Genomic DNA, 20,447 nt, shown 5'->3' with positions numbered 1-20,447 from the left:
CGGAACACTTTGTACAATTTGGACATAAAAGAAAGCCCTGCACGGTACAAACTGTGCAGGGCTTTCCATGGGTGGTGAGCAGGCAGTTACTCCACGGGCATGGACTGCCTGGAGGCCTTGGCCTTGGCGTTGATGAAGCACCCGGCGGCGATGGCGAGGATCAGGATGAAGGTGCCAATCAGCTGCCCGGCGCTTTCGGGGTTCGCAAAGCCGACCACCAGGATCAGGCCCAGCAGGATGAGGCCAAGGATGGTGAGGAAGGGGAAGCCCTTCATGCGCAGGGGCAGTTCCGTGCCCTCTTTGTCAGCCCTGCGGCGGAGAATGAACTGCGACACCAGCGCGGTGCCCCAGACCACCAGGCAGGTAGAGCCCACCAGGTTCAGGAGTGCCGGCAGGATTTTCTCCGGGAACAGCAATTCAAGGACGGTGGCGATGAAGCCGAAGGCAACCGAAATTCCGACGGCGGCAACGGGAACCTTGGAGCCGCTGAGGCGGGACAGGAAGCGGGGAGCTTCCCCGCGCTCCGAGAGGGAGAAGACCATCCTGGAGGCGCCGTACAGGTTGGCGTTGAGTGCAGAGAGCAGGGCGACGACGGCTACCAGGGTGATGGCTGCGCCGGCGCCGGGGATTCCGGCCAGGTCCAGGACTCCGGCAAACGGAGACTTCAGGCCTTCGGAACCAACGGGAAGGACGGCTGCGATGACGAAGACGGAGCCGATGTAAAAGACCAGGATGCGCCAGACAACCGTGCGGATGGCCTTGCCGACGCTATGGGCCGGGTTCTCGGTTTCGGCGGCCGCGACGCTGACGATCTCGGTTCCGCCAAAGGCGAAGATCACCACGAACAGTGCAGCGGCGATGCCACCAATGCCGTTGGGGGCAAAATCGCCGAAGGCCGAGAATCCGGGGGAGGGGACATTCGGCAACCAGCCAAAGAGCAGGGCGGCGCCGATGAGCAGGAAGATGACAATTGCTGCCACCTTCAGGATGGCGAACCAGAACTCGAACTCGCCGAAGTTGCGGACGCCCACAAGGTTGATGCCCGTGAAGACCACCATGAACACCAGGGCAAGGACCCATACGGGGATGACTGGCCAGATGGAGAACAGCAGGCCGGCCGCTCCAATGGCTTCGGCCGCGATGACCACCACCAGCTGAAGCCACCACAGCCAGCCGATGGTACCGCCGGCCGTCTTGCCCAGGGCCTTCTCTGCGTACACGGAGAAGGCGCCGCTGTTGGGGTTGGCGGCTGCCATCTCGCCAAGGGCCCACATGACCAGGATGATCAGCGTGCCGGCAACGAGGTAGGAGATAAGGACTGCCGGGCCGGCGGCCTGTACGCCCGCGCCGGAGCCGAGGAAGAGGCCGGCGCCAATCGCGCTGCCAAGTCCCATCATGGTCAGCTGGCGGGGTTTCAGCGAATGGCCGAGGCCGGATGTTGGCGCAGGAGCCGCGATGGACTTCGTTGTCATACGTGTCTACCTTCTATGGATTACATGCTGGTGTGGCGTGCCGGCCTCATGGGCCTGGCAAGCGGGCGTCGACGACGCAGCAAGAGCCGTGGAATAATTCTCGCAGTTTGTAAGATACATCACTTTTTGCTGTAGCGATGTGATGGGTAAGGATCCCCGGGGACAGGAACTTTGATGCTGGTCGATGCGCTTGATGCAAAAATTGTACGTTTCTTCACGGATTCACCGCGATCCTCAGTGCTGGAGGCATCCCGGGTACTCAGGGTTGCCCGGGCTACCGTGCAGTCCCGGATTGACCGAATGATTGAAAACGGAGTCATTGGTTCGTGGGTTCCGCAGCCCGATCCGGCCAATTTTGGGTTCCCGGTAGTGGCGTTCTGTTCGGTCACCATCACCCAGGAGATTGGACATGACGCCATTATCGAAAGCCTGGGCGCCATCCCGGAAATCATCGAGGTCCACACGGTCACAGGGAACTCTGACCTCATGGTGCGGATTGCGGCGCGTTCCAACCCGGACATGCAGCGGGTGCTCGATGCCATGATCGCCACGAAGTCCGTGGTTCGGTGTTCGTCGGTGATTGTCCTGAACAGCCACATCCAAGGCCGGACACTGCCGCTGATGGAAGCTGCGGCGAAGCCCTTGTGACGTAAAGCATTTTGCCAAGTGCCCGGAGAGTCGTACCATTAGTTCTAGTCAAGATGACTTTAACTAGTGCTCCAGTCCTTAATGGGGAGTGCTCCGGACGGCGATGAAGCGAGGTGAACGCCGTGAACACCAACTCAGCCAATGTCGCCGAGAGGCGGCTCGCACCGCCGTCGTTGGCAATTTCAACGGTGATCTTCGCTCTTCGCCCCAGTGAAAAGTCCGGCCGCCCCACGCTGTGGCTGCCGTTGGTCCGGAGGATCCGGGAACCGTACAAAGACATGTGGGCCCTCCCCGGCGGTCCGTTGGCCCACGACGAATCGCTCCAGGATGCGGCTTCCAGGAACCTCCGCGAGACCACTGGGCTGACGCCGCATTACCTCGAGCAGCTCTACGCATTTGGCGGCCTCCACAGGTCACCCACCCAGCGTGTTGTCTCCATCGTGTACTGGGCACTGGTGCAGCCCACGGAAGCTGCTTTGGCTGATGAGTCGGAAAATGTGCGGTGGTTCCGTGCAGACCGGCTGGGCGAACTCGCTTTCGACCACAACGCAATCGTGGACTACGCCCTGTGGCGGCTCCGCAACAAGATGGCCTACGGGTCCATCGCCTACCACCTGCTGGGAGAGTTCTTCACCCTCGCCCAGGTCCGCGAAGTCTACGAGGCCGTGCTGGACCGCCAGCTCGATCCCGCGAACTTCCGCCGACACGTCAAGGCAACACCGGAAATCGAAGAGACCGGTGAATACCTCCAGGGCGGGAAACACCGTCCACCACGCCTCTACCGCTTCACCGGCACGCCCGGCCTCGGGCCAGATAACAGGAGTACACCATGAGCAGCGTCAACACTGCCGTCCAGCTGATCACCCGCGAAGAAGCCGAGAAGGGCCTCTCCCGCGCGGGGTCCACGTGCAGCCCGGCCCTGGCCAAGGGCCCATGGGAGTATGACCTCGCCGAAGCTGTTGCCGGCGCCCCCGCGTATGGGCCCGGGGCGTCCAGCGCTGACGTCGCACCCATGGCTACTCCTCGGCAGGGCCAGTTGCCTGAGGAGTACAAGAAGGCCAGCGACGCCGAACTCGATTCCCGCACTCGGGCGGCCAAAGCGACGCTCGGGGACCGTGCCGTCATCCTGGGGCACTTTTACCAGCGCGACGAAGTCATCCAGTACGCGGACTTCGTGGGTGATTCCTTTCAGCTGGCCAACGCGGCCCTGACCAAGCCGGACGCCGAAGCGATCATCTTCTGCGGTGTCCACTTCATGGCGGAAACCGCTGACATCCTCTCCACTCCGGAGCAAGCAGTCATCCTGCCCAACCTGGCCGCCGGTTGCTCCATGGCAGACATGGCAGACGAAGACTCCGTCGAGGAGTGCTGGGAGCAGCTCGAGGAGATCTTTGGCACCGAACCGGACGCCAAGGGCCGCGTACCGGTCATTCCTGTCACCTACATGAACTCGTCCGCCGCGCTCAAGGCTTTCTGTGGTCGCAACGGCGGCATAGTCTGCACCTCGTCCAACGCCAAGGTGGTCCTGGAGTGGGCCTTCGAGCGTGGCCAGCGTGTTCTGTTCTTCCCCGACCAGCACTTGGGCCGCAACACCGCAAAAGCACTCGGCGTTCCGCTGGAGCAGATGCCCATGTGGAACCCGCGCAAGGAACTGGGCGGCAACGACGAACAGCAACTGCTCGACTCCCGGGTCATCCTGTGGCACGGATTCTGCTCGGTCCACAAGCGCTTCAACGTAGGCCAGATCGAGAAAGCCCGCCAGGACTTCCCGGGCGTCAACGTGATCGTCCACCCCGAATGCCCCATGGAGGTCGTGGACGCTGCTGACTCCGCCGGGTCCACCGACTTCATCAAGAAGGCGATCGCGGCCGCCACCGAACCCACCACGTTCGCCATCGGTACCGAGATCAACATGGTGAACCGTCTGGCCGCCGAAAACCCGCAGCACACCATCTTCTGCCTGGATCCCGTCATCTGCCCGTGCTCCACCATGTACCGCATCCACCCCGGCTACCTCGCCTGGGTCCTGGAGGAACTCGTGGAAGGACGTGTCGTCAACCGCATCACCGTGGATGACTCCGTGCAGGACAACGCCAAGATTGCGCTGGAGCGCATGCTGGCAGCCAAGCCGGCCTAACCAAACCGGCACATCACAGCGGACTAGCCGAATCGAGCGTCACATGACTACAGCGAGCGTGGTTGGAGGGCCTGCCCCCCAACGTCTGATCGTCGTCGGAAGCGGCATCGCGGGACTTTACGCTGCGCTTCTTGCCGCGGACGCCGGTGCGGACGTTGTGCTGCTGACCAAGGGTGCGCTCGCGGACAGCAACACCTACTACGCCCAGGGCGGCATTTCGGCCGTCCTGGACGAGCCGGCCCCCGGTGACACGGTGGCCGCACACATCGCGGACACCCTCAAAGCCGGTGCGGGGCACTGCAACGAAGAAGCAGTAAGGGTGTTGTGCACCGAGGCGCGGTTGGATATCGCCGGGCTGGGGCGGTTCGGCGTCCGCTTCGACCTCGACGACGACGGAGACCCCGCCTTGGGCCTCGAGGCGGCACACTCCGCCCCGCGAATCCTGCATGCCGGCGGCGACGCTACTGGTGCCGGTGTGGCGGCCGCGCTGATAAAGACAGTCCTGGACTTCCAGGCGGCAGGCAAGATCCATGTCATCGGGCATGCCCAGGTGACATCGCTCTCGCTGGGCAGAGAGCAAGGTGGCCGTGTGGTGGGAGCGAATTTCCTCCACGACGGACGCCACCTCGGCGTCCACGGCGACTCCGTCCTGCTTGCTACAGGGGGAGCCGGGCAGCTTTTCGCCCAAACCACCAACCCCGCAGTGGCCACAGCGGATGGCCTGGCGCTCGCATGGCGTGTCGGAGCCGCCGTTGCTGACCTGGAATTCTTCCAGTTCCACCCAACCTGCATGGTGCTCCCGGACGAGGCCCGGGAAGCAGAAGGCAATAACGACCCCCTGCTGATTTCAGAAGCAGTGCGGGGCGAGGGCGCCATCCTCCTGGACGCCAAAGGGCATCGCTTCATGCCCGACTACCACCCTGATGCAGAACTGGCACCCCGGGACGTCGTCTCCCGCAGCATCGCACTGCACTTGGCAAAACTCGGCGACCCCAACGGCCACGTGTTCCTTGATGCCGCCGTGATCGAAGAACAGCGGGGCGGAGGATTCCTGGCCAAGCGCTTCCCAACCCTGAGCAAACGGACCCGCCAAGCCGGAGTCGACTGGACCCGGGACGTCGTTCCCGTTGCGCCCGCGGCTCATTACTGGATGGGCGGAGTGGTCACCGACCTCTACGGCCGGACGTCCGTTCCAGGGCTGCTGGCGGCCGGTGAAGTGGCCTGTACCGGGGTGCAAGGGGCCAACCGCTTGGCGAGCAACTCCCTCCTTGAAGGCCTGGTGTTTGGGCGGCGGGCTGTGGAGGGGTTCCTTGGGCGCAGTTCCACAGTTCCCTTGGCGCCTGCGCTCGCACCTGCGCTCGCCCGAGGGCACGACGTTGTCCCAAAGCCGGTTTCCTGGGAGTTTGAGTCTTTGCCGGGGCCGGGTGCCCTTGAGGCTCCATTTGCGCAGGCGGGCGCGTTTTCGCGGGAAGCTCTGCGGCGGTTGATGACAGCCAAGGCCGGGGTTCTGCGTGACGGCCCTTTGCTTCGTGAAGCCGGCGTGACGTTGGCTGCTTGGGCGGGGGATGTCCTGCCGTTGAACGAGCCGGAGTCCTTGGATGTCCGGGAGCATGAGGATTCCAATGTGCTGCTGGCGGCGCAACTGCTCGTTCATGCGGCGCGGGAACGGAAGGCGTCGCTGGGGGCGCATTACCGCAGCGACAGCGTGGCGGAACCAGCCGCCGTCGACGACTTTGACAAGCGTTACACCCTGAGCCGGAAAGTGAGCCTCGTCCATGACTAACCTGACCCTCCCCGCAGCCCCTGTCCGGGACATCCTGGAACGGGCATTTGCTGAGGACGCACCCAGCGGCGACATCACCTCGCAGCTGCTGATCCCCGCCGACGCCCGGGCAACCGCCGTGCTGAATGCGCGCGTCGCCGGCGTCTTCAGCGGAGGCACCGTGTTCCGCGACGCCATGAAGCTGGTGGACCCTGAGACCGAGGTGGAACTGCTCCTCGCCGACGGCGAAGCGTTCGACGCCGGAACCCACCTCGCCCGGGTCAGCGGAAGGGCCCGGTCGGTGTTGCTCGCCGAAAGGGTCGGCCTGAACCTGGTGCAACGGATGAGCGCCATCGCCACCAAGACGGCCGAATTCGTGAGGCTTGTCGAAGGGACCCGGGCCCGGATCACCGACACCCGCAAGACCACGCCAGGCCTTCGTGTCCTGGAACGCTATGCAGTCCGTTGTGGTGGGGGAGCGAACCACCGCTACAGCCTCTCTGACGCGGTCCTGGCCAAGGACAACCACTTGGCTGTCATGACCGGGGGCGACTCCACCAAGCTGACCGGGCTGCTGGTTGCCGCCAAGGCCCAGCTTGGCCACACCACGCACTTCGAAGTGGAAGTGGACAGGGCCGAGCAGATCGAACCCGTGCTGGCGGCCGGTGTGGACACCATCATGCTGGACAACTTCTCCCTTGAGGAGCTCAGGGCCGGGGTCAAGCAGGTGGACGGGCGGGCCATCGTGGAAGCCAGCGGCAACGTGAACATCAGCACAGTCACCGAAATCGCTGCCGCCGGTGTTGACGTCATCTCCGTTGGAGGACTGACCCACAGCGTGAGCGCCCTGGACCTGGGCCTCGATGTCGTCTTGAAGGCGGCCTGACGCCCCCATGATCTTCCTCGACGCCGCAGCCACCACTCCAGTACGCCGCGAGGCCCTTGAGGCGATGTGGCCGTACCTGAGCGGTGAGTTCGGCAACCCCTCCAGCCACCACAGCCTGGGCGAAGCGGCAGCAGTTGCGCTCGCAGGGGCGCGTTCCGGCGTCGCGAAGGTCCTGGGTTGTCGGGCCAGCGAGGTGACGTTCACTTCCGGAGGCACGGAAGCGGACAACCTTGCCGTTAAGGGCATTGCCCTGGCCCGGCAGTTGGCTGACCCCTCGTTGAACCGGGTGGTGATCAGCGCCATCGAGCATCCCGCGGTGGAGGAGTCGGCCCGCTACCTCGAACGTGTGCACGGCTTCGCTGTGGACGTGCTGCCGGTGGATCGGGAGGGCTTGGTTTCGGTGGACGGCTTGCGGGCCGTAATGCGGCCCGAAACAGCGTTGGTGAGCATCATGTATGCGAACAATGAGATCGGAACCGTCCAGCCAATCGCATCCCTGGCGTCCGTGGCGCGGGAACACGGCGTCCCGTTCCATACGGATGCGGTCCAGGCTGCCGGGTGGTTGCCACTGGACGTCAAGGCGCTGGGCGTGGACGCCTTGAGTATTTCCGGACATAAACTTGGCGCGCCCAAGGGATCCGGTGTCTTGTTCACCAAGGGCCGTTTGGGGGTGGAGCCTTTGGTCCACGGTGGGGGCCAGGAACGAGCAAGGCGCTCAGGTACGGAGAACGTGGCCGGAGCTGTGGCGCTGTCCACGGCGCTGGGGTTGTCCCATGCTGAGCAGCCGGAGCAGGCAGCACGGGTTTCGGATTTGAGGGACCAGTTCATCGACCAGGTCCTCGCCACCGTACCTGATGCCTTGCTGACGGGGCACCGCAGCCAGCGTCTGCCCTCAGTGGCGTCGTTCTGCTTTCCGGGCACCAGCGGCGAGTCGGTGTTGCTTGAACTGGAGCGCCTTGGCGTGGTGTGCTCCAGTGGCTCCGCATGCGCCGCAGGATCCGACGCGCCCTCGCCAGTGTTGGTGGCACTTGGCATCGCCCCTGAAACGGCCCAGACGGCCGTCCGCTTCAGCTTCACCTCAACAGTGACCGACGCTGAACTGAACGAGGCCGCCGCTGCCGTGGAAACCGCCGTCGGGCGTGTCCGGAATCTGGCGTCCCCGCAAGCGGGTTAGCTACACGTGCCGTGCGCGCCGGAAGATCCAGTGCCGCAGCAGGGTAAACCGGACCGCGGTGGCGACGAACCCGGACAACGTGGTGGTCCACAGTTCCTCGGTGACAGTAGCTTCCGGACGGAAGAGATGCAGTATGCCGAGGCTGCCTCCGGTGATCACCAGGGCAATGGCGATCACCATGACCCCACTCAGGTGATCCTGGACGCGTTTCTTCCTACCGGTGATCTTGAAGGTCAAGCGGCGGTTCAGCGCCGTGTTCATCAATGAGGTGACGATCAGGGCCACGGCATTCGCCAACTGTGGATCAATCCAGGGACGCAGCAACGCATAGATGGCCAGCGAACTGGCAGTACACACAATTCCGACGCCGGTGAAGCGGATCAGTTGCCGCACCACCGGGTACTTGAGGACTCCGCGGTGTCGTCGGCGCGGTGGTTTCTGTGGGGGAGACGGCCGTAGCTCAGTGGCATCCGCGGCTGTCTCCATGGGTTAAGCCTGACACACTATGCCGGCGTGACCTCCCAGGAAGCGCCCGTGACGGGGTTCCGGAGCTCACCGATTCCTTCAACCCGGCATACAACAGTGTCGCCTGGTTGGATGCGGGCGCACTCGGCGGGGAAGCCTGTGAGCACCAGATCGCCTGGCTGAAGCGTCATGAACGAGGTCAGGTACACCATGATTTCGTCCACTTTCCAGCCGAGGTCCGCTGAACTGGCGGTTTTCAGTTCGGTGCCGTTGTGGACGATCCCGATCTCCAGGTTCGCGTCATCCAGGTCCGTGACCATCCACGGACCCGTGGGCGTGAACGTGTCCTGGCTTTTGGCGCTGATCCAGAGTTCGTCCGTCTTTTGAAGGTCCCTTGCCGAGACGTCGTTGCCGATGGTGTAGCCAAGGATTGCCGAACGCGCTGTTTCCAGCGTCAAGCCACGGGCGGTACTGCCGACGACGACGGTCAGTTCGGCTTCCGGGTCCACATAGCCAACGGTGGAGCTCAGCTGGATCGCCTCACCGGGGCCGATGACGCTCGAGGCCGCTTTGTGGAAAGCCTGTGGCGGCAGGTCCCGGCCCGGCTGCCCGGTGTTGTGGGCCATGCCGAAGACGTTGACGGGGACTGATGGGGCCAGGAAGGTAAAAGCGTCTTCACTGACTGTTGCGCCGGTTTCCCAACCGGGACGGGAAGGGCTGCTTGCGTTGGCCCGTGAAGCCGGGAATGGAGAGTCGATGACGATCCATACCTTGCCCGCGTGCGTGTCGAAGTCTTCAGCATCATTGGCCACGAAGAATTGCTCGTCTTGGGGTTGACCGGCCATGGGCGGGGCAGCTGCAGGCCGGACACGGGCGATGCGACGGGGAAGGGGTGAAGTCATGATGACATCCTACGTCCTCCGCGCGTGGTGCCCGAGTGTTGCGAGGCCCGGTTTACGCCTTAAGACGTTCGCTTGGCATGCAGAGCAGGCCACGCAACGCATCAGGTGAGCGGGGCCGACCCGAACGCAACACTGAAGCGGTCGCACCAGAGCACCACAGACGTCAGCCCTGCAACGTCGGTTCCTGCAGGAATGGCGTAATTGTGGTTGCCGTGCGTGGCTTTGATGGCACCGAGGTCCACATAGCGGCCGGAGCGGTACTTGAACCAGTCGCCCCCGGCCTCCAGGCTGCTGAGCCAAACTTTGACATCAGGCCCATCGCTGCTGGCCAGATTCTCCAGGCGGAGCAGATGGCTTCCATCCGGGAGCTTCAGCAACTGGGCTGCGCCGGTTGTCTCATGTTCCTGCGATCCGAAGGTGCCCGAGCTGACAACCACGGGTCCGTCCGCCGCCGGGGTTTCAACCTCTGCGGCCTTAACCTCTGGCGGCACGCTCGTGGACACCGGGGCGGCCGGCAGTGCTTCGTCCAGGCTGCTGCTGGTGAAGAGCCGCCATGGTTGGAAGAGGGCAGCCCCGACCACCACCAGGGATAGGAGTACCAGGCCTGCCACCGCAGCGAGGGTCCTGTGGGCCCGGATCGAACTCCGCAATCGGTTCATGGTTCAAGGCTAGGCTTCCCAGCCATGCTGCAGGGGCTTCATTGCTTACAGTACGGTGACGCTGATTCAGGATGTGTCGCCGGAAGATCCACAGGGTCGGGGCTTAGACTCCGATTCATGCGGCTGGCGATCATCGGATTGGTTCTCCTCGTGGCGGGTGGGGTAACCGTCGCCACGGGTGTCCTGCCGTGGCAGGAAGTGGCGGTCCTGGTGGACCGGGTAGCACCCATCCTGGCCTTCGTCGTTGCCATGACCGTGGTGACGGAGCTCGTCAGCGAAGCCGGCGCGTTCCAGTGGATCGCGCGCCATTTGCGCGGGTGGGGGCGTGGGCGCAGTGTCCTGCTGTGGTTGCTTGTGGCGCTGTTCGCCACCCTGAGCACCGTGTTCCTGTCACTGGACACAACGGCGGTGCTCCTGACCCCCGTGGTGGTCACGGTGGCCCGCCAGGCCGGACTGCCGGTCCTGCCCTTCGCGTTGACGACCGTGTGGCTGGCGAATACCGCCAGCTTGTTGCTTCCCATTTCCAACCTGACCAACCTTCTGGCGCAGCACAACCTGGGCGGCATCAGTCCCGCACAGTTTGCCCAGCTGATGTGGGCACCGTCGCTGGCGGCAGTCCTAGTTCCGTTGGCCTTCATCGCGCTGGTATTCCGACGTGAACTTCGCAAGACCTATGCCCTCGATTCCGCCCGTCCTGCTCAAGCACCTTCGTCCACCGCTGCCTCCGACAAAGTCTTGCTCGTGGTCAGCGCGGTGGTCCTGGTGCTGCTGTTGCCGTCCCTGGTGTCCGGGGTTGCCATTTGGATTCCTGCCACGGTGGCGGCCGCCATCCTCGCCGGCACGTTCGCCATCCGACGCCCCAAGGTGCTCAGGGTGGCCCTGATTCCGTGGTCGTTGTTGCTCTTCACCTGCGGACTTTTCCTGGTGGTTGAGGCCACCCAATACCTCGGCGCCTCAGTACTGCTGGGACAGGTGGCAGGCCAGGGAAGCGGGTTCGTTGAACTGCTCAGGCTGGCCATGACGGGCGCGCTCGGCTCCAACGTGGTCAACAACCTGCCCGCCTACCTACTGGCGGAACCCTTGGCCGGAAGTCCGGAGCGAATGGCCGCACTGCTGGTCGGAGTGAATGCGGGACCCCTGATCGCGCCGTGGGCTTCCCTGGCCACCTTGCTGTGGCATGACCGATTGGTCCGGATGAACGTGCTGATCAAGTGGAAGGGTTATGCGGTGTTCGGCCTGATCGTGGCACCCCTGACCATCGTGACGGCCATCGCGGCGCTCGCAGCTGTTGGCCCCGGAGGGCTGCTTGGCTAGCCCAAGTACAGCTCACCCACGGGAATCTCCGTGGTCAGCCGGTTGTCCGGGCCTGCCAAGGGGCAGGCCCACGCTTCGTTGTAGGCGCACGAGGGGTTGTAGGCAAAATTGAAGTCGAGGATGAATTCCTGTTCTCCTGCAGCGCCCCTGGTCCCGTGGAAGGAGCCCTTGACCGTGTCCAGCAGGTATCGTCCGGCTCCGTAGCTGCCGCCGTCCTTCCCGGCCGTTGCGTCGCGGAAGGGTACGAAGATACCGCCGCCATAGCTCCGCAGTCTCCATGCGGCCAAGGAGCCCAGTCCGGGCAGCTCGAAAGTGCCGATGCGAACAAAAGGCACCACACCGTCAGTGCCGGTCTCAACGTTCATTTCCTGTCCGGCACTGTCAGGCGATAAGGCCGCGTATCGGCGGAAAGCAGGGTCATATCCGGCTGTGCGCAGACCTGAGAAGGAAGATTTCATGTCCGCCGTCAGCGCCGATGCGGGATGGGTGGCGAACAGCAGGTCCCGCTCCTGGCGCCAGAAAACGTGCGCATCGAACGGATTGGTGGCTGCAAGCTGCCGCACCTTGTCGTAGAGAGCGAACGTCCGCAGGCGCCAGTCAGCTATATCAACCGCTGACATGGTGGGGATGTCGTCCTCGAAATAGTCCTGCTGATCGGGAGCCATACCCCCAGCCTAGTCCTGTGCGTGTCGCGGCACCGCCGCCGATAGGCTGTGGTCATGAAGGGCATCATGAACCGGAAGTGCGTTCCAGCGAAGCTTGCTGCCCTGGCGTTGGCGGGTACAGTGCTCGCGGCGACGACAGCCTGCTCCGCCGAAAACAAGGGACCACAAGTAACGTCCACGTCCACGTCAAAGCCGAACAGTTCGGAGTCCGGAACAGGAAAGCCAACAGAGAGCACGACGCCGGAACCTGGGAGCGCGGGCAGCTCACCGTCCGTGACGCCCGGTTCGGATGGGACGTCCACGGCTCAAGCCACTGCCAGCCCCAGCGCGCCGGCAACCGCGGTGTCATGGAAGACCTACACGGACGCTGCCAAAACCGTCAGTTTCGATCTTCCCCGGGACTGGATTGCCCAGTCGGCAGCACCCGAAGCCGGATCCTTGGCCGGAGCCGTGAAGGTGGAAGTCAAGGATGCGACAGGAAGATATATTGCCACCCTGCAAACCGGGCTCCCACCATCCACTCCCGTTGCCTGCCCTGCCGGACAGGGGCGCCCTTACGTAGTCATCAGCAGCGTGCCCTTGGACATCCCGCACTCCGACGGCCCGGACACCATTGATCCGAGGGTGGTCTTCAGGGTGATCCAGGGCTACAAGTTCTTCGGCTCCTACGGCATCACCAACATGGTGGCGGGGGCGGATGGGCAGTCCTGCGAACTCCGAAACCGAGTGCAGGGGCCTTCAGGGAAGGGCGACTATTCCTTCGGTGACGTGCCGGCAATCCATTCCTACGCCACTGACGAGAAGGTGGCGCCGGCCAAGGCTTTCGACACTTTGGACCTGGCAGCGAAGTACGCGGTCCATGGTTCTGAATTCGCCGATGTCCAGCGGATGCTACTGTCTCTGAAGGTCAATCTGTAGTCCTGCGATTGGCTGGTTCACACATATGGCGGCGATGGGGGCTTCCCGCCGCAACCCACCCCGGAGATCAATGGAACGCAACGTTGCTGCCACGCTCGTTTTCAAGACCGCAGCCAACACAAAGGTGGCCATGGCCATTGCCGTGGCCGGGAACCCTGGCTACGGGTCAGTGACGGAAACCCTGTCCATCACCACGGCCGGGATGGACGTTCCTTTCGCCGAACTCAGCGACCACCACGGAGGCCGTTTCCACTACATGGAGTTCAGTGAACCGAGCGAAGTGTCGGTGGAGTACCGTGCCACCGTCCATGGCTTTGGCGTCCCTGATGAGTCCTCTCCCATGGAACTGATCCGGTACGTACGTCCCAGCCGGTATGCCGAGTCTGATCGGCTCCTGCCCACCGCATACGCCGAGTTCGGCGGCCTGCAGGGAGCCGAGCTGCTCCACGCTGTCCGCAACTGGGTCAATGGGGAGCTCCGCTACGTCAGCGGTTCTTCGCGGGGTACGGACGGGGCCGTGGAAACGCTGCTTCACCGTAAGGGTGTGTGCCGCGACTTTGCCCACCTCGCCATTGCGCTGTTGAGGGCGAAAGATATACCCGCCCGACTCGCGGCGGTCTACGCGCCGGGCTTGAGTCCCATGGATTTCCATGCGGTAGCCGAGGCATATATTGACGGTGCCTGGCACATCATCGATCCCACAGGTTTGGCACCGCGGAGGTCCATGCTCAGGATCACTGCAGGACGTGACTCCTCGGACACGGCGTTCCTGTCCACTGTGGGTGGCAGCCTGTCGCTCAAGACCCTCAAGGTGGGCGCCTCGGTCAACGGTGAGCTCCCGGTGGACGACCCCCGGGAGCTCATCAGCCTGCGTTAGTGTCCCGCCACGGAAGCACGGAGTTTTTCCGTCAGGCGGAGGAGCTCCTTTTGTTCCTCGGCGGTGAGCGCCGGTGCCACCAAGTGGGCGATGTCGCGGACATGCTCCCGGCCGATGGTCTTTTGAAGCTCACTGCCTGCTTCGGTGAGTGACAGCAATACTCCGCGGCCGTCGTCGGGGGCTGTTGTCCGCTCCACCAATCCGCGTTTCTCCAGCCGGTCCACCAAACGGCTCAAGCTGGACTGGCTCAGCAGCACTTTGTCGTTGATTTCATTGAGCCGGAGCTGCCCGGAAGGGCACTTGGAGAGCGTGAACAGGACGTCGTATTCCTTGACGGGGAGGGTTTTGAACGCCGGTCCCGACTGGAGCTTCCGCATCACCGCCACCTGGGAGCGGAACAATGACTCCCAGGTCTCGGCGGCGAGGCGAACGGCGGAGGACGCCGACGGGCTGGACATCAGGCGTCCTGCCCCGTGGCGCCTGCGGTTGCGGACTCGCTGACCTTGGCTTCCAGTGCTTCGGCAACGCGGGATGCATGCGTCGGTGCATCGGGTACGTGGGCCGGTTTCAGGGCAGCGTACTCCTTGCGCAGGACGGGAAGGACTTCCTCGCCGAAGAGGTCCAACTGCTCAAGGACGGTCTTCAGGGGGAGACCCGCGTGGTCGATCAGGAACAGTTGGCGCTGGTAGTCGCCAAAAGCCTCACGGAACGTCAAGGTTTTTTCGATGACTTCCTGGGGGCTTCCCACGGTCAGGGGCGTCTGTGAGGTGAAGTCCTCCAGGGACGGTCCGTGGCCGTAGACCGGAGCGTTGTCGAAATACGGACGGAATTCCTTCACTGCATCCTGGGAGTTCTTCCTCATGAAGAACTGGCCGCCGAGGCCCACGATTGCCTGGTCTGCCTTGCCGTGCCCGTAGTGTTCGTAGCGCTCACGGTAGAGGCCGATCAGCTGCTGGTAGTGCTCCTTGGGCCAGAAAATGTTGTTGGCAAAGAAGCCGTCGCCGAAGTATGCCGCCACTTCGGCGATTTGCGGCGTGCGGATGGAACCGTGCCAGACGAAGGGAGCGACGCCGTCGAGCGGGCGTGGTGTGGACGTGAAGTTCTGCAGCGGCGTGCGGAACTTGCCGGACCAGTTGACCGTGTCCTCGTCCCACAGCTTGCGGAGCAGGCTGTAGTTTTCGATGGCGAGTTCCACGCCGTCCTGGATGTTCTTGCCGAACCAGGGGTAGACCGGTGCGGTGTTGCCGCGGCCAAGGACCAGGTCCACGCGGCCGTCGGACAGGTGCTGCAGCATCGCGAAGTCTTCGGCAATCTTGACAGGGTCGTTGGTGGTGATCAGTGTCGTGGCGGTGGAGAGGGTGATGCGTTCGGTCTGCGCGGCGATGTACGCCAGCGTCGTGGTGGGGGAGGAGGAGAAGAACGGCCGGTTGTGGTGCTCGCCCAAGGCGTAGACATCCATGCCGATTTCTTCGACCTTCCTGGCGATCTCAACGGACGCCTTGATGCGCTCGTTTTCCGTGGGGGTGCGGCCCGTGGTGGGGTCAGTGGTGATGTCACTGACGCTGAATACGCCGATCTGCATGATGTGCCTTTCTCCCTGCCCGTGGTCCCGGGCTCTATAAACAGTGTAACCCAAACTAGATGCATTTGCATGTATCGATGTCTGTAACAGGGCAGGGCCGGGAATTGTTCCCGGCCCTGCCTGTCAAGGGGTCAATCTGTTGGGTGCCCGCTATTCTCCGGGATTGTGGGCCGCCCGGCGGCCCTTGACCCGGGGGATCATGCCCGTGGTCCAGTCCTGGAACTCATCCGATGGATCCCCGGCAGAGCCGTTGCCCGACGTGGGCTCCGGCTTGTCCTTCAAGGCTTTCTGCAGGTCTTTCTTCTCCCTGCGGCCCTCCACCAACTTGTAGAGGACAGGGACCAGGACCAGCGTCAACGCCGTAGAGGACACCAGCCCGCCGATCACCACGATGGCCAGAGGCTGTGAGATGAACCCACCGCCGCCCGTAAGTCCAAGTGCCATGGGGGTCAGCGCAAACACGGTGGCCAGCGCCGTCATCAGGATAGGGCGGAGACGTTGGCGGGCGCCGTGGGTAATGGCGTCCGCCACGTTCATGCCCGGGCTGCCGTCGTGCGGCCTGCGGTACTGGTTGATGAGGTCGATCAGGACGATCGCGTTGGTCACGACGATGCCCACAAGCATCAGCATGCCGATCAGTGAGGGGAGGCCCAGCGGAACTCCGGTTAACAGCAGCAAGCCAACAGCGCCCGTGGCGGCGAAGGGGACCGAGACCAGCAGGATCAGCGGCTGTATCAGCGATTTGAAGGCCGCGACCATAATGACGTAGACGATCGCGATGGCGGCCAGCAGTGCCAGCCCCAACTGCCGGAACGACTCCGCCTGTTGGGTCGTTGCCCCACCGATGGTGGCAGTAACCCCTGCCGGCAGTTCCACGTTGGCCAGGCGCTCCTGCACCGCGGTGCTAACGCTGCCCAGGTTGGAACCCGACGGCGTCACTGTTACCCGCGCGGTCCGCTGCCCGTTGCTGCTGGTGATGGATACGGGAGCGTCCACCTGTTCGACGGCGGCGATGGACTCCAGCGCCACCGAACCGCGTGCGGTCGGCAGCTGCAGCGCCCGCACCGAGGCAATGCTCGTAAAGCGCGTACCCTCACCGATCTGCACAGGGTAGTCGTTGGTGTCGATCCTGACGGTGCCGGCAGGGATGGGGCTGACAGTGGAGGCAAGGAAGGCTCCCACCTGCTCCTCCGTCAGGCCGGCGGCCACGGCCTTGGCCCGGTCAACCCGAACCTGCACCACCGATTGCGTGGAGGCCAGGTTGGTGGCCACCTCGGAACTGCCTGGCACTCCGTCCATGGCTTTGACCAGGGCATCGCTGGCAGTTTGGAGATCGGCGGAGTTCGCGGCCCGGATGGTGATGTCCACGGTGGAGGATGTTCCGAATCCGCCTTGCTGGGACCCTACGGTGACCTTCCCCGCGGCCCCCTCAAGCTTGGAACGGACCTCGTCCTGGAGTTTGGTCTGGTTCACTTTCTCGTCGGTGACAATCGTGAACGTGGAGTTGGATGAACCGGTGGATGTCAGGGCTGCGAAGCCCGTCTGCGCATTTCCGGAGGTGACTTGCACATCCTTGATGCCCTCAATGCCCTTGAGGGCGTCCTCGATCTTTGCGGCTTCATCGCTGGTTGCCTGCAGGCTTGTGCCTGCTGGCAGGACCTGGCGCACGGTCATGCTGTTCTCACCTGAGCGGCCCAGCAGGTCTGTGGCCAGGAGCGGAGACACGGCAATGGTCGCCACGAGGACCAAAGCCGCGGCGGACAACGTGATGACCGGGTGTTTCTGGGTTTTCGCCAGGATGGGTAGGTATCCGCGCTGGAGCCGGCTACGCTGCTCGGCCTCACGGGCCTTCTCTGCCGCTGCCTGGGCGGACGCTGCAGCCTCAGCGCCCTTGGGCGTGGAGGAGAGGAACCAGTAGGCCAGCACGGGAACGATCGTGAGGGACACCAACAGCGACGACAGAAGCGCGATGGTCACGGTCAGGGCGAAGGGCCGGAACAGTTCCCCGGCGAGGTCGCCCACGAACGCGATGGGCAGGAAGACCGCCACCGTGGTCAGGGTGGACGCCGTGATGGCTCCGGCGACTTCCCGGATGGAGGTCAGGATGGCGGTGAGCTTGTGTTCGCCGTAACTGAGGTGCCTCTTGATGTTCTCAATCACCACGATGGAGTCGTCAACCACACGCCCGATCGCAATGGTCAGCGCCCCCAAAGTGAGGATGTTGAGCGAATATCCGGTAGCGGAGATGCCGATGAACGTGATCAGCAGTGAGAGTGGAATGGAGACGGCCGTGACCAGGGTGGACCGCACGGACATCAGGAATACCAGGATGACGGCCACGGCGAAGCCCAGGCCGAGGAGCCCTTCCGTCGTGAGGTCCTTGATTGATTTCTCGATGAACGGGGCCTGGTCGAAGACAGGTGTGAACGTGGCGTTGTTGCCCAGTTCGTCCTGCATCGGCCCGATCGCGTCACGCACCGCGTGCGAGATCGCGACGGTATCGCCCTCCGGCTTTTTGGTGACGGACAGCGCCAGGGTCGGTTTGCCATTGGTGCGCGTGATGGAGGTGGCGGCGTCGTCCTCAATGCTGACGTCGGCCACCGCCCCGATGGTGGCAGCGCCCTTCGCCCCCGCCAGGGGAAGCCCTTTGATGATGTCCAGGGAATCGACCGGACTGCCTAGTTGGAGGGACAACGTCTTGCCCTGGTCCTCGATGGTGCCCACGGGAACCAAAGTGCCGTTGTTCTTCAAGGCGTTGCTGATGGCCTGGATGGAAGCGCCACTGCTTGCCAGGTCCGTTGGACGGGGCTGGATCAGGATGTGCTGGCTGGACCCGCCTGTCACATCGGCGCCGCGGACGCCGTCGATCTTCTGGAGGCGGGGAACGCTCAGCCGCAGGAGGTCGGCGTTGAGCTCGCTGAGCGGTTTGTCCGAGGACACCGCCAGGTAGACGATAGGGAAGTCGCTGATGTTCCCGGCAATGGACTGGGGTTCGACGTCGGCGGGCAGCACCCGCTTGGCGTTCGAGATGGCCCGGTCGATCTGGTTTCGGGCCCGGTCCAGGTTGGATCCGTACGTGAACACCATGGTGATCTGCGATACGCCGCTGCGGGACGTTGACGTGGTGGATTCCAGGCCTTCAACACTGTTCAGTGCTGTTTCCAGTGGCTGGCTCAATTGCTTGTCCACGACCTCAGGCGAAGCGCCAGGCATGGAAGTGACCACAGTGATCTGCGGGAACTCGATGGACGGAATAAGTTCCTGCTTGAGGGACCCCATGGTGATCACGCCGAACACCGCCGCAAAGACGGTGATCAGCGCGATCAGGGCCCGGTTTCCCAGAGAAAGCTTGGCCAGGCGGAACATTGCATTGACTCCCAGGGTCTACGTAACGATTCGTCTGACGGGAACCGGCCGCAGCCCCGGGTATGGCCTAGCTTTGGACGGCGCTGGCCACTTCCAGTTGCAAGGACCGGGCGGTGCTTGCTTCCAGTTCGGCGGCGAGGTCCGCGTTCTCGTTGAGCTTGACGCCGTAGCCCGGCATCATGTCCTTGAGCTTGGACTGCCAACCCTTGAAGTTCTTGGGGAAGGACTTCTGCAGCAGTTCGATCATGATGGGCACGGCGGTGGATGCTCCCGGGGAAGCCCCAAGCAGTGCGCCGATGGAACCATCGCGGGAAGCGATGACCTCGGTGCCGAACTGCAGGACGCCACCCTTCTGGGGGTGCTTCTTGATGATTTGCACGCGCTGGCCTGCGGTGATCAATTCCCAATTGGCGCCGGCGGCCTCGGGGTAGTACTCCCGAAGGGCCTCCACCTTGGCCTCGTGACGCTTGGCGACCTCCTTGATGAGGTATGCCGTGAGGTCCATGTTGTCCTTGGCCACTGCCAGCATCGGGATGATGTTTCCCGGACGGATGGACAAGGGGAGGTCAAGATAGCTGGACGTTTTCAGGAAGTTGGTGGAGAAGCCGGCGTACGGGCCGAAGAGGAGGGAGCGCTTGCCATCCACGTACCGGGTGTCCAGGTGGGGGACCGACATGGGAGGAGCACCCACGGACGCCTGGCCGTAGACCTTGGCGCTGTGCTGGGATGTGATGGCATCATCCGTGCAGCGGAAGAACTGTCCGGACACGGGGAAACCGCCGTAGCCCTTGCTTTCGGGAATGCCGGAGGCCTGAAGCAGGTGCAGGGCGCCGCCGCCGGCTCCGACAAAGACGAACTTCGCGTGGATACGGCCGTGTTCGCCGGACTTGGTGTGCTTGATGGACAAGTCCCATCCGCCACCTGCTGCGCGGCTGATGTTGGTGACGTCGTGGCCGTAGTTGACCTCTGCGCCGCCGTCCTGCAAGTAGGTGGTCAATTCCCGTGTCAGGGCGCCGAAGTCGACGTCGGTACCTTCAGCTGCGCGGGTGGCGGCAACGCGCTGTTTGCGGTCCCGTCCCTTGACGATCAACGGGGCCCACTTGGCGATCTGGTCCTGGTCCTCGGTGTATTCCATGCTGCGGAACAGCGTGTTGGGCTTGAGGGCCTCGTACCGGGTCTTGAGGAAGTTCGAGTGGTCATCGCCAATGACGAAGCTCATGTGCGGAACGGTGTTGATGAAGCCCTTGGGCGAGCCGATGACATTGCTGTCCACCAAGTGGGACCAGAACTGGCGTGAGAGCTGGAACTGCTCGTTGATGTGGAGGGCCTTGGAAGGGTCAACGGAACCATCTTTGGCTGCGGGGGAGTAATTAAGCTCACACAGCGCGGCATGCCCGGTGCCCGCATTGTTCCACGGCCCGGAGCTCTCAAGCCCCGCTTCGTCGAGTCGTTCGAACAGCGAGATGGTCCAGGTGGGTTCAAGTTGCTTGATGAACGCACCGAGGGTGGCACTCATGATTCCGCCGCCAATAAGGACGACGTCGGCATGTTGAGTCTTGGAAATGAAGGTCACGATCAATCTCCGTTAGCGGCGGCACTGGCTGTCACAGAATATCCCCG

Annotated in this window: 18 protein-coding genes; 9 read left to right on the top strand and 9 right to left on the bottom strand. The window is 63.4% G+C overall.

Annotation, left to right across the window (positions count from 1 at the left end; genetic code table 11):
* Positions 1 to 86 precede the first annotated feature (86 nt).
* On the bottom strand, positions 87 to 1,472 hold the full coding sequence (locus tag J3D46_RS19025; protein WP_253468497.1) for an amino acid permease: 1,386 nt from the start codon (positions 1,470 to 1,472) through the stop codon (positions 87 to 89).
* Between the two features lie 174 nt (positions 1,473 to 1,646).
* On the opposite strand from J3D46_RS19025, the gene J3D46_RS19020 reads away from it, so the two are divergent.
* The 6 genes from J3D46_RS19020 to J3D46_RS18995 all read left to right on the top strand — a co-directional run bounded on the left by J3D46_RS19020 (position 1,647) and on the right by J3D46_RS18995 (position 8,079).
* On the top strand, positions 1,647 to 2,120 hold the full coding sequence (locus tag J3D46_RS19020; RefSeq protein WP_231339983.1) for an Lrp/AsnC family transcriptional regulator: 474 nt from the start codon (positions 1,647 to 1,649) through the stop codon (positions 2,118 to 2,120).
* Between the two features lie 113 nt (positions 2,121 to 2,233).
* A complete protein-coding gene (locus J3D46_RS19015; RefSeq protein ID WP_089595490.1) occupies positions 2,234 to 2,953 on the top strand; it encodes an NUDIX domain-containing protein in 720 nt (239 codons plus the stop codon).
* Positions 2,950 to 4,257, top strand: a complete 1,308-nt coding sequence (gene nadA / locus J3D46_RS19010) for a quinolinate synthase NadA (RefSeq protein ID WP_253468496.1) — start codon at positions 2,950 to 2,952, stop codon at positions 4,255 to 4,257. Before J3D46_RS19015 ends, nadA begins: the two co-directional genes overlap by 4 nt.
* A 43-nt stretch (positions 4,258 to 4,300) precedes the next feature.
* Positions 4,301 to 6,040, top strand: coding sequence for an L-aspartate oxidase (locus J3D46_RS19005; RefSeq protein WP_253468494.1), 1,740 nt, complete (start codon positions 4,301 to 4,303; stop codon positions 6,038 to 6,040).
* Positions 6,033 to 6,905, top strand: coding sequence for a carboxylating nicotinate-nucleotide diphosphorylase (nadC, locus tag J3D46_RS19000; RefSeq protein WP_231339980.1), 873 nt, complete (start codon positions 6,033 to 6,035; stop codon positions 6,903 to 6,905). Before J3D46_RS19005 ends, nadC begins: the two co-directional genes overlap by 8 nt.
* 7 nt (positions 6,906 to 6,912) lie before the next feature.
* The gene (locus tag J3D46_RS18995) at positions 6,913 to 8,079 is read left to right on the top strand and encodes a cysteine desulfurase family protein (protein WP_253468491.1); all 1,167 of its coding nucleotides are present in this window, start codon (positions 6,913 to 6,915) and stop codon (positions 8,077 to 8,079) included.
* On the opposite strand, the gene J3D46_RS18990 is transcribed toward J3D46_RS18995, so the two are convergent.
* From J3D46_RS18990 to J3D46_RS18980, 3 genes are all read right to left on the bottom strand, one after another.
* Complete coding sequence (locus J3D46_RS18990) at positions 8,080 to 8,565, bottom strand: GtrA family protein (RefSeq protein WP_231339978.1); 486 nt, start codon at positions 8,563 to 8,565, stop codon at positions 8,080 to 8,082.
* A gap of 17 nt (positions 8,566 to 8,582) precedes the next feature.
* On the bottom strand, positions 8,583 to 9,446 hold the full coding sequence (locus J3D46_RS18985; protein ID WP_231339977.1) for a fumarylacetoacetate hydrolase family protein: 864 nt from the start codon (positions 9,444 to 9,446) through the stop codon (positions 8,583 to 8,585).
* A 101-nt stretch (positions 9,447 to 9,547) separates the two neighbouring features.
* The gene (locus tag J3D46_RS18980; protein ID WP_253468490.1) at positions 9,548 to 10,105 is read right to left on the bottom strand and encodes a DM13 domain-containing protein; all 558 of its coding nucleotides are present in this window, start codon (positions 10,103 to 10,105) and stop codon (positions 9,548 to 9,550) included.
* Positions 10,106 to 10,222: 117 nt separating this feature from the next.
* On the opposite strand from J3D46_RS18980, the gene J3D46_RS18975 reads away from it, so the two are divergent.
* Complete coding sequence (locus tag J3D46_RS18975) at positions 10,223 to 11,419, top strand: SLC13 family permease (protein ID WP_231339975.1); 1,197 nt, start codon at positions 10,223 to 10,225, stop codon at positions 11,417 to 11,419.
* On the opposite strand, the gene J3D46_RS18970 is transcribed toward J3D46_RS18975, so the two are convergent.
* The gene (locus J3D46_RS18970; RefSeq protein ID WP_253468487.1) at positions 11,416 to 12,084 is read right to left on the bottom strand and encodes a DUF1684 domain-containing protein; all 669 of its coding nucleotides are present in this window, start codon (positions 12,082 to 12,084) and stop codon (positions 11,416 to 11,418) included. The genes J3D46_RS18975 and J3D46_RS18970 overlap by 4 nt on opposite strands.
* 54 nt (positions 12,085 to 12,138) lie before the next feature.
* Here J3D46_RS18970 and J3D46_RS18965 point away from each other — a divergent pair, with 54 nt between their 5' ends.
* Both J3D46_RS18965 and J3D46_RS18960 read left to right on the top strand, forming a co-directional pair.
* Positions 12,139 to 13,002, top strand: a complete 864-nt coding sequence (locus J3D46_RS18965) for a hypothetical protein (RefSeq protein ID WP_253468485.1) — start codon at positions 12,139 to 12,141, stop codon at positions 13,000 to 13,002.
* A gap of 70 nt (positions 13,003 to 13,072) precedes the next feature.
* Positions 13,073 to 13,879 (top strand): transglutaminase family protein, encoded by an 807-nt coding sequence (locus tag J3D46_RS18960; protein ID WP_253468483.1) that lies wholly within the window; start codon positions 13,073 to 13,075, stop codon positions 13,877 to 13,879.
* Here J3D46_RS18960 and J3D46_RS18955 read toward each other — a convergent pair.
* The 4 genes from J3D46_RS18955 to J3D46_RS18940 form a co-directional block, all read right to left on the bottom strand.
* On the bottom strand, positions 13,876 to 14,337 hold the full coding sequence (locus J3D46_RS18955; protein WP_231339971.1) for a MarR family winged helix-turn-helix transcriptional regulator: 462 nt from the start codon (positions 14,335 to 14,337) through the stop codon (positions 13,876 to 13,878). The genes J3D46_RS18960 and J3D46_RS18955 overlap by 4 nt on opposite strands.
* Entirely contained in the window at positions 14,337 to 15,461 is a 1,125-nt protein-coding gene (locus J3D46_RS18950; protein WP_253468480.1) for an LLM class flavin-dependent oxidoreductase, read from the bottom strand. The genes J3D46_RS18955 and J3D46_RS18950 overlap by 1 nt, the downstream gene beginning before the upstream one ends.
* A gap of 150 nt (positions 15,462 to 15,611) precedes the next feature.
* Positions 15,612 to 18,827: an efflux RND transporter permease subunit gene (locus tag J3D46_RS18945; protein WP_253468478.1), complete on the bottom strand. Its 3,216-nt coding sequence runs from the start codon at positions 18,825 to 18,827 to the stop codon at positions 15,612 to 15,614.
* Between the two features lie 67 nt (positions 18,828 to 18,894).
* Positions 18,895 to 20,400 (bottom strand): malate:quinone oxidoreductase, encoded by a 1,506-nt coding sequence (locus J3D46_RS18940; RefSeq protein WP_231339968.1) that lies wholly within the window; start codon positions 20,398 to 20,400, stop codon positions 18,895 to 18,897.
* Positions 20,401 to 20,447 lie beyond the last annotated feature (47 nt).

The organism is Paenarthrobacter sp. A20 (assembly GCF_024168825.1).
In the GTDB taxonomy this organism is placed as follows: Bacteria; Actinomycetota; Actinomycetes; order Actinomycetales; family Micrococcaceae; genus Arthrobacter.
The sequence above is the reverse complement of the archived record's forward strand: the minus strand, read 5'-3'. Positions and strand labels throughout refer to the sequence as shown.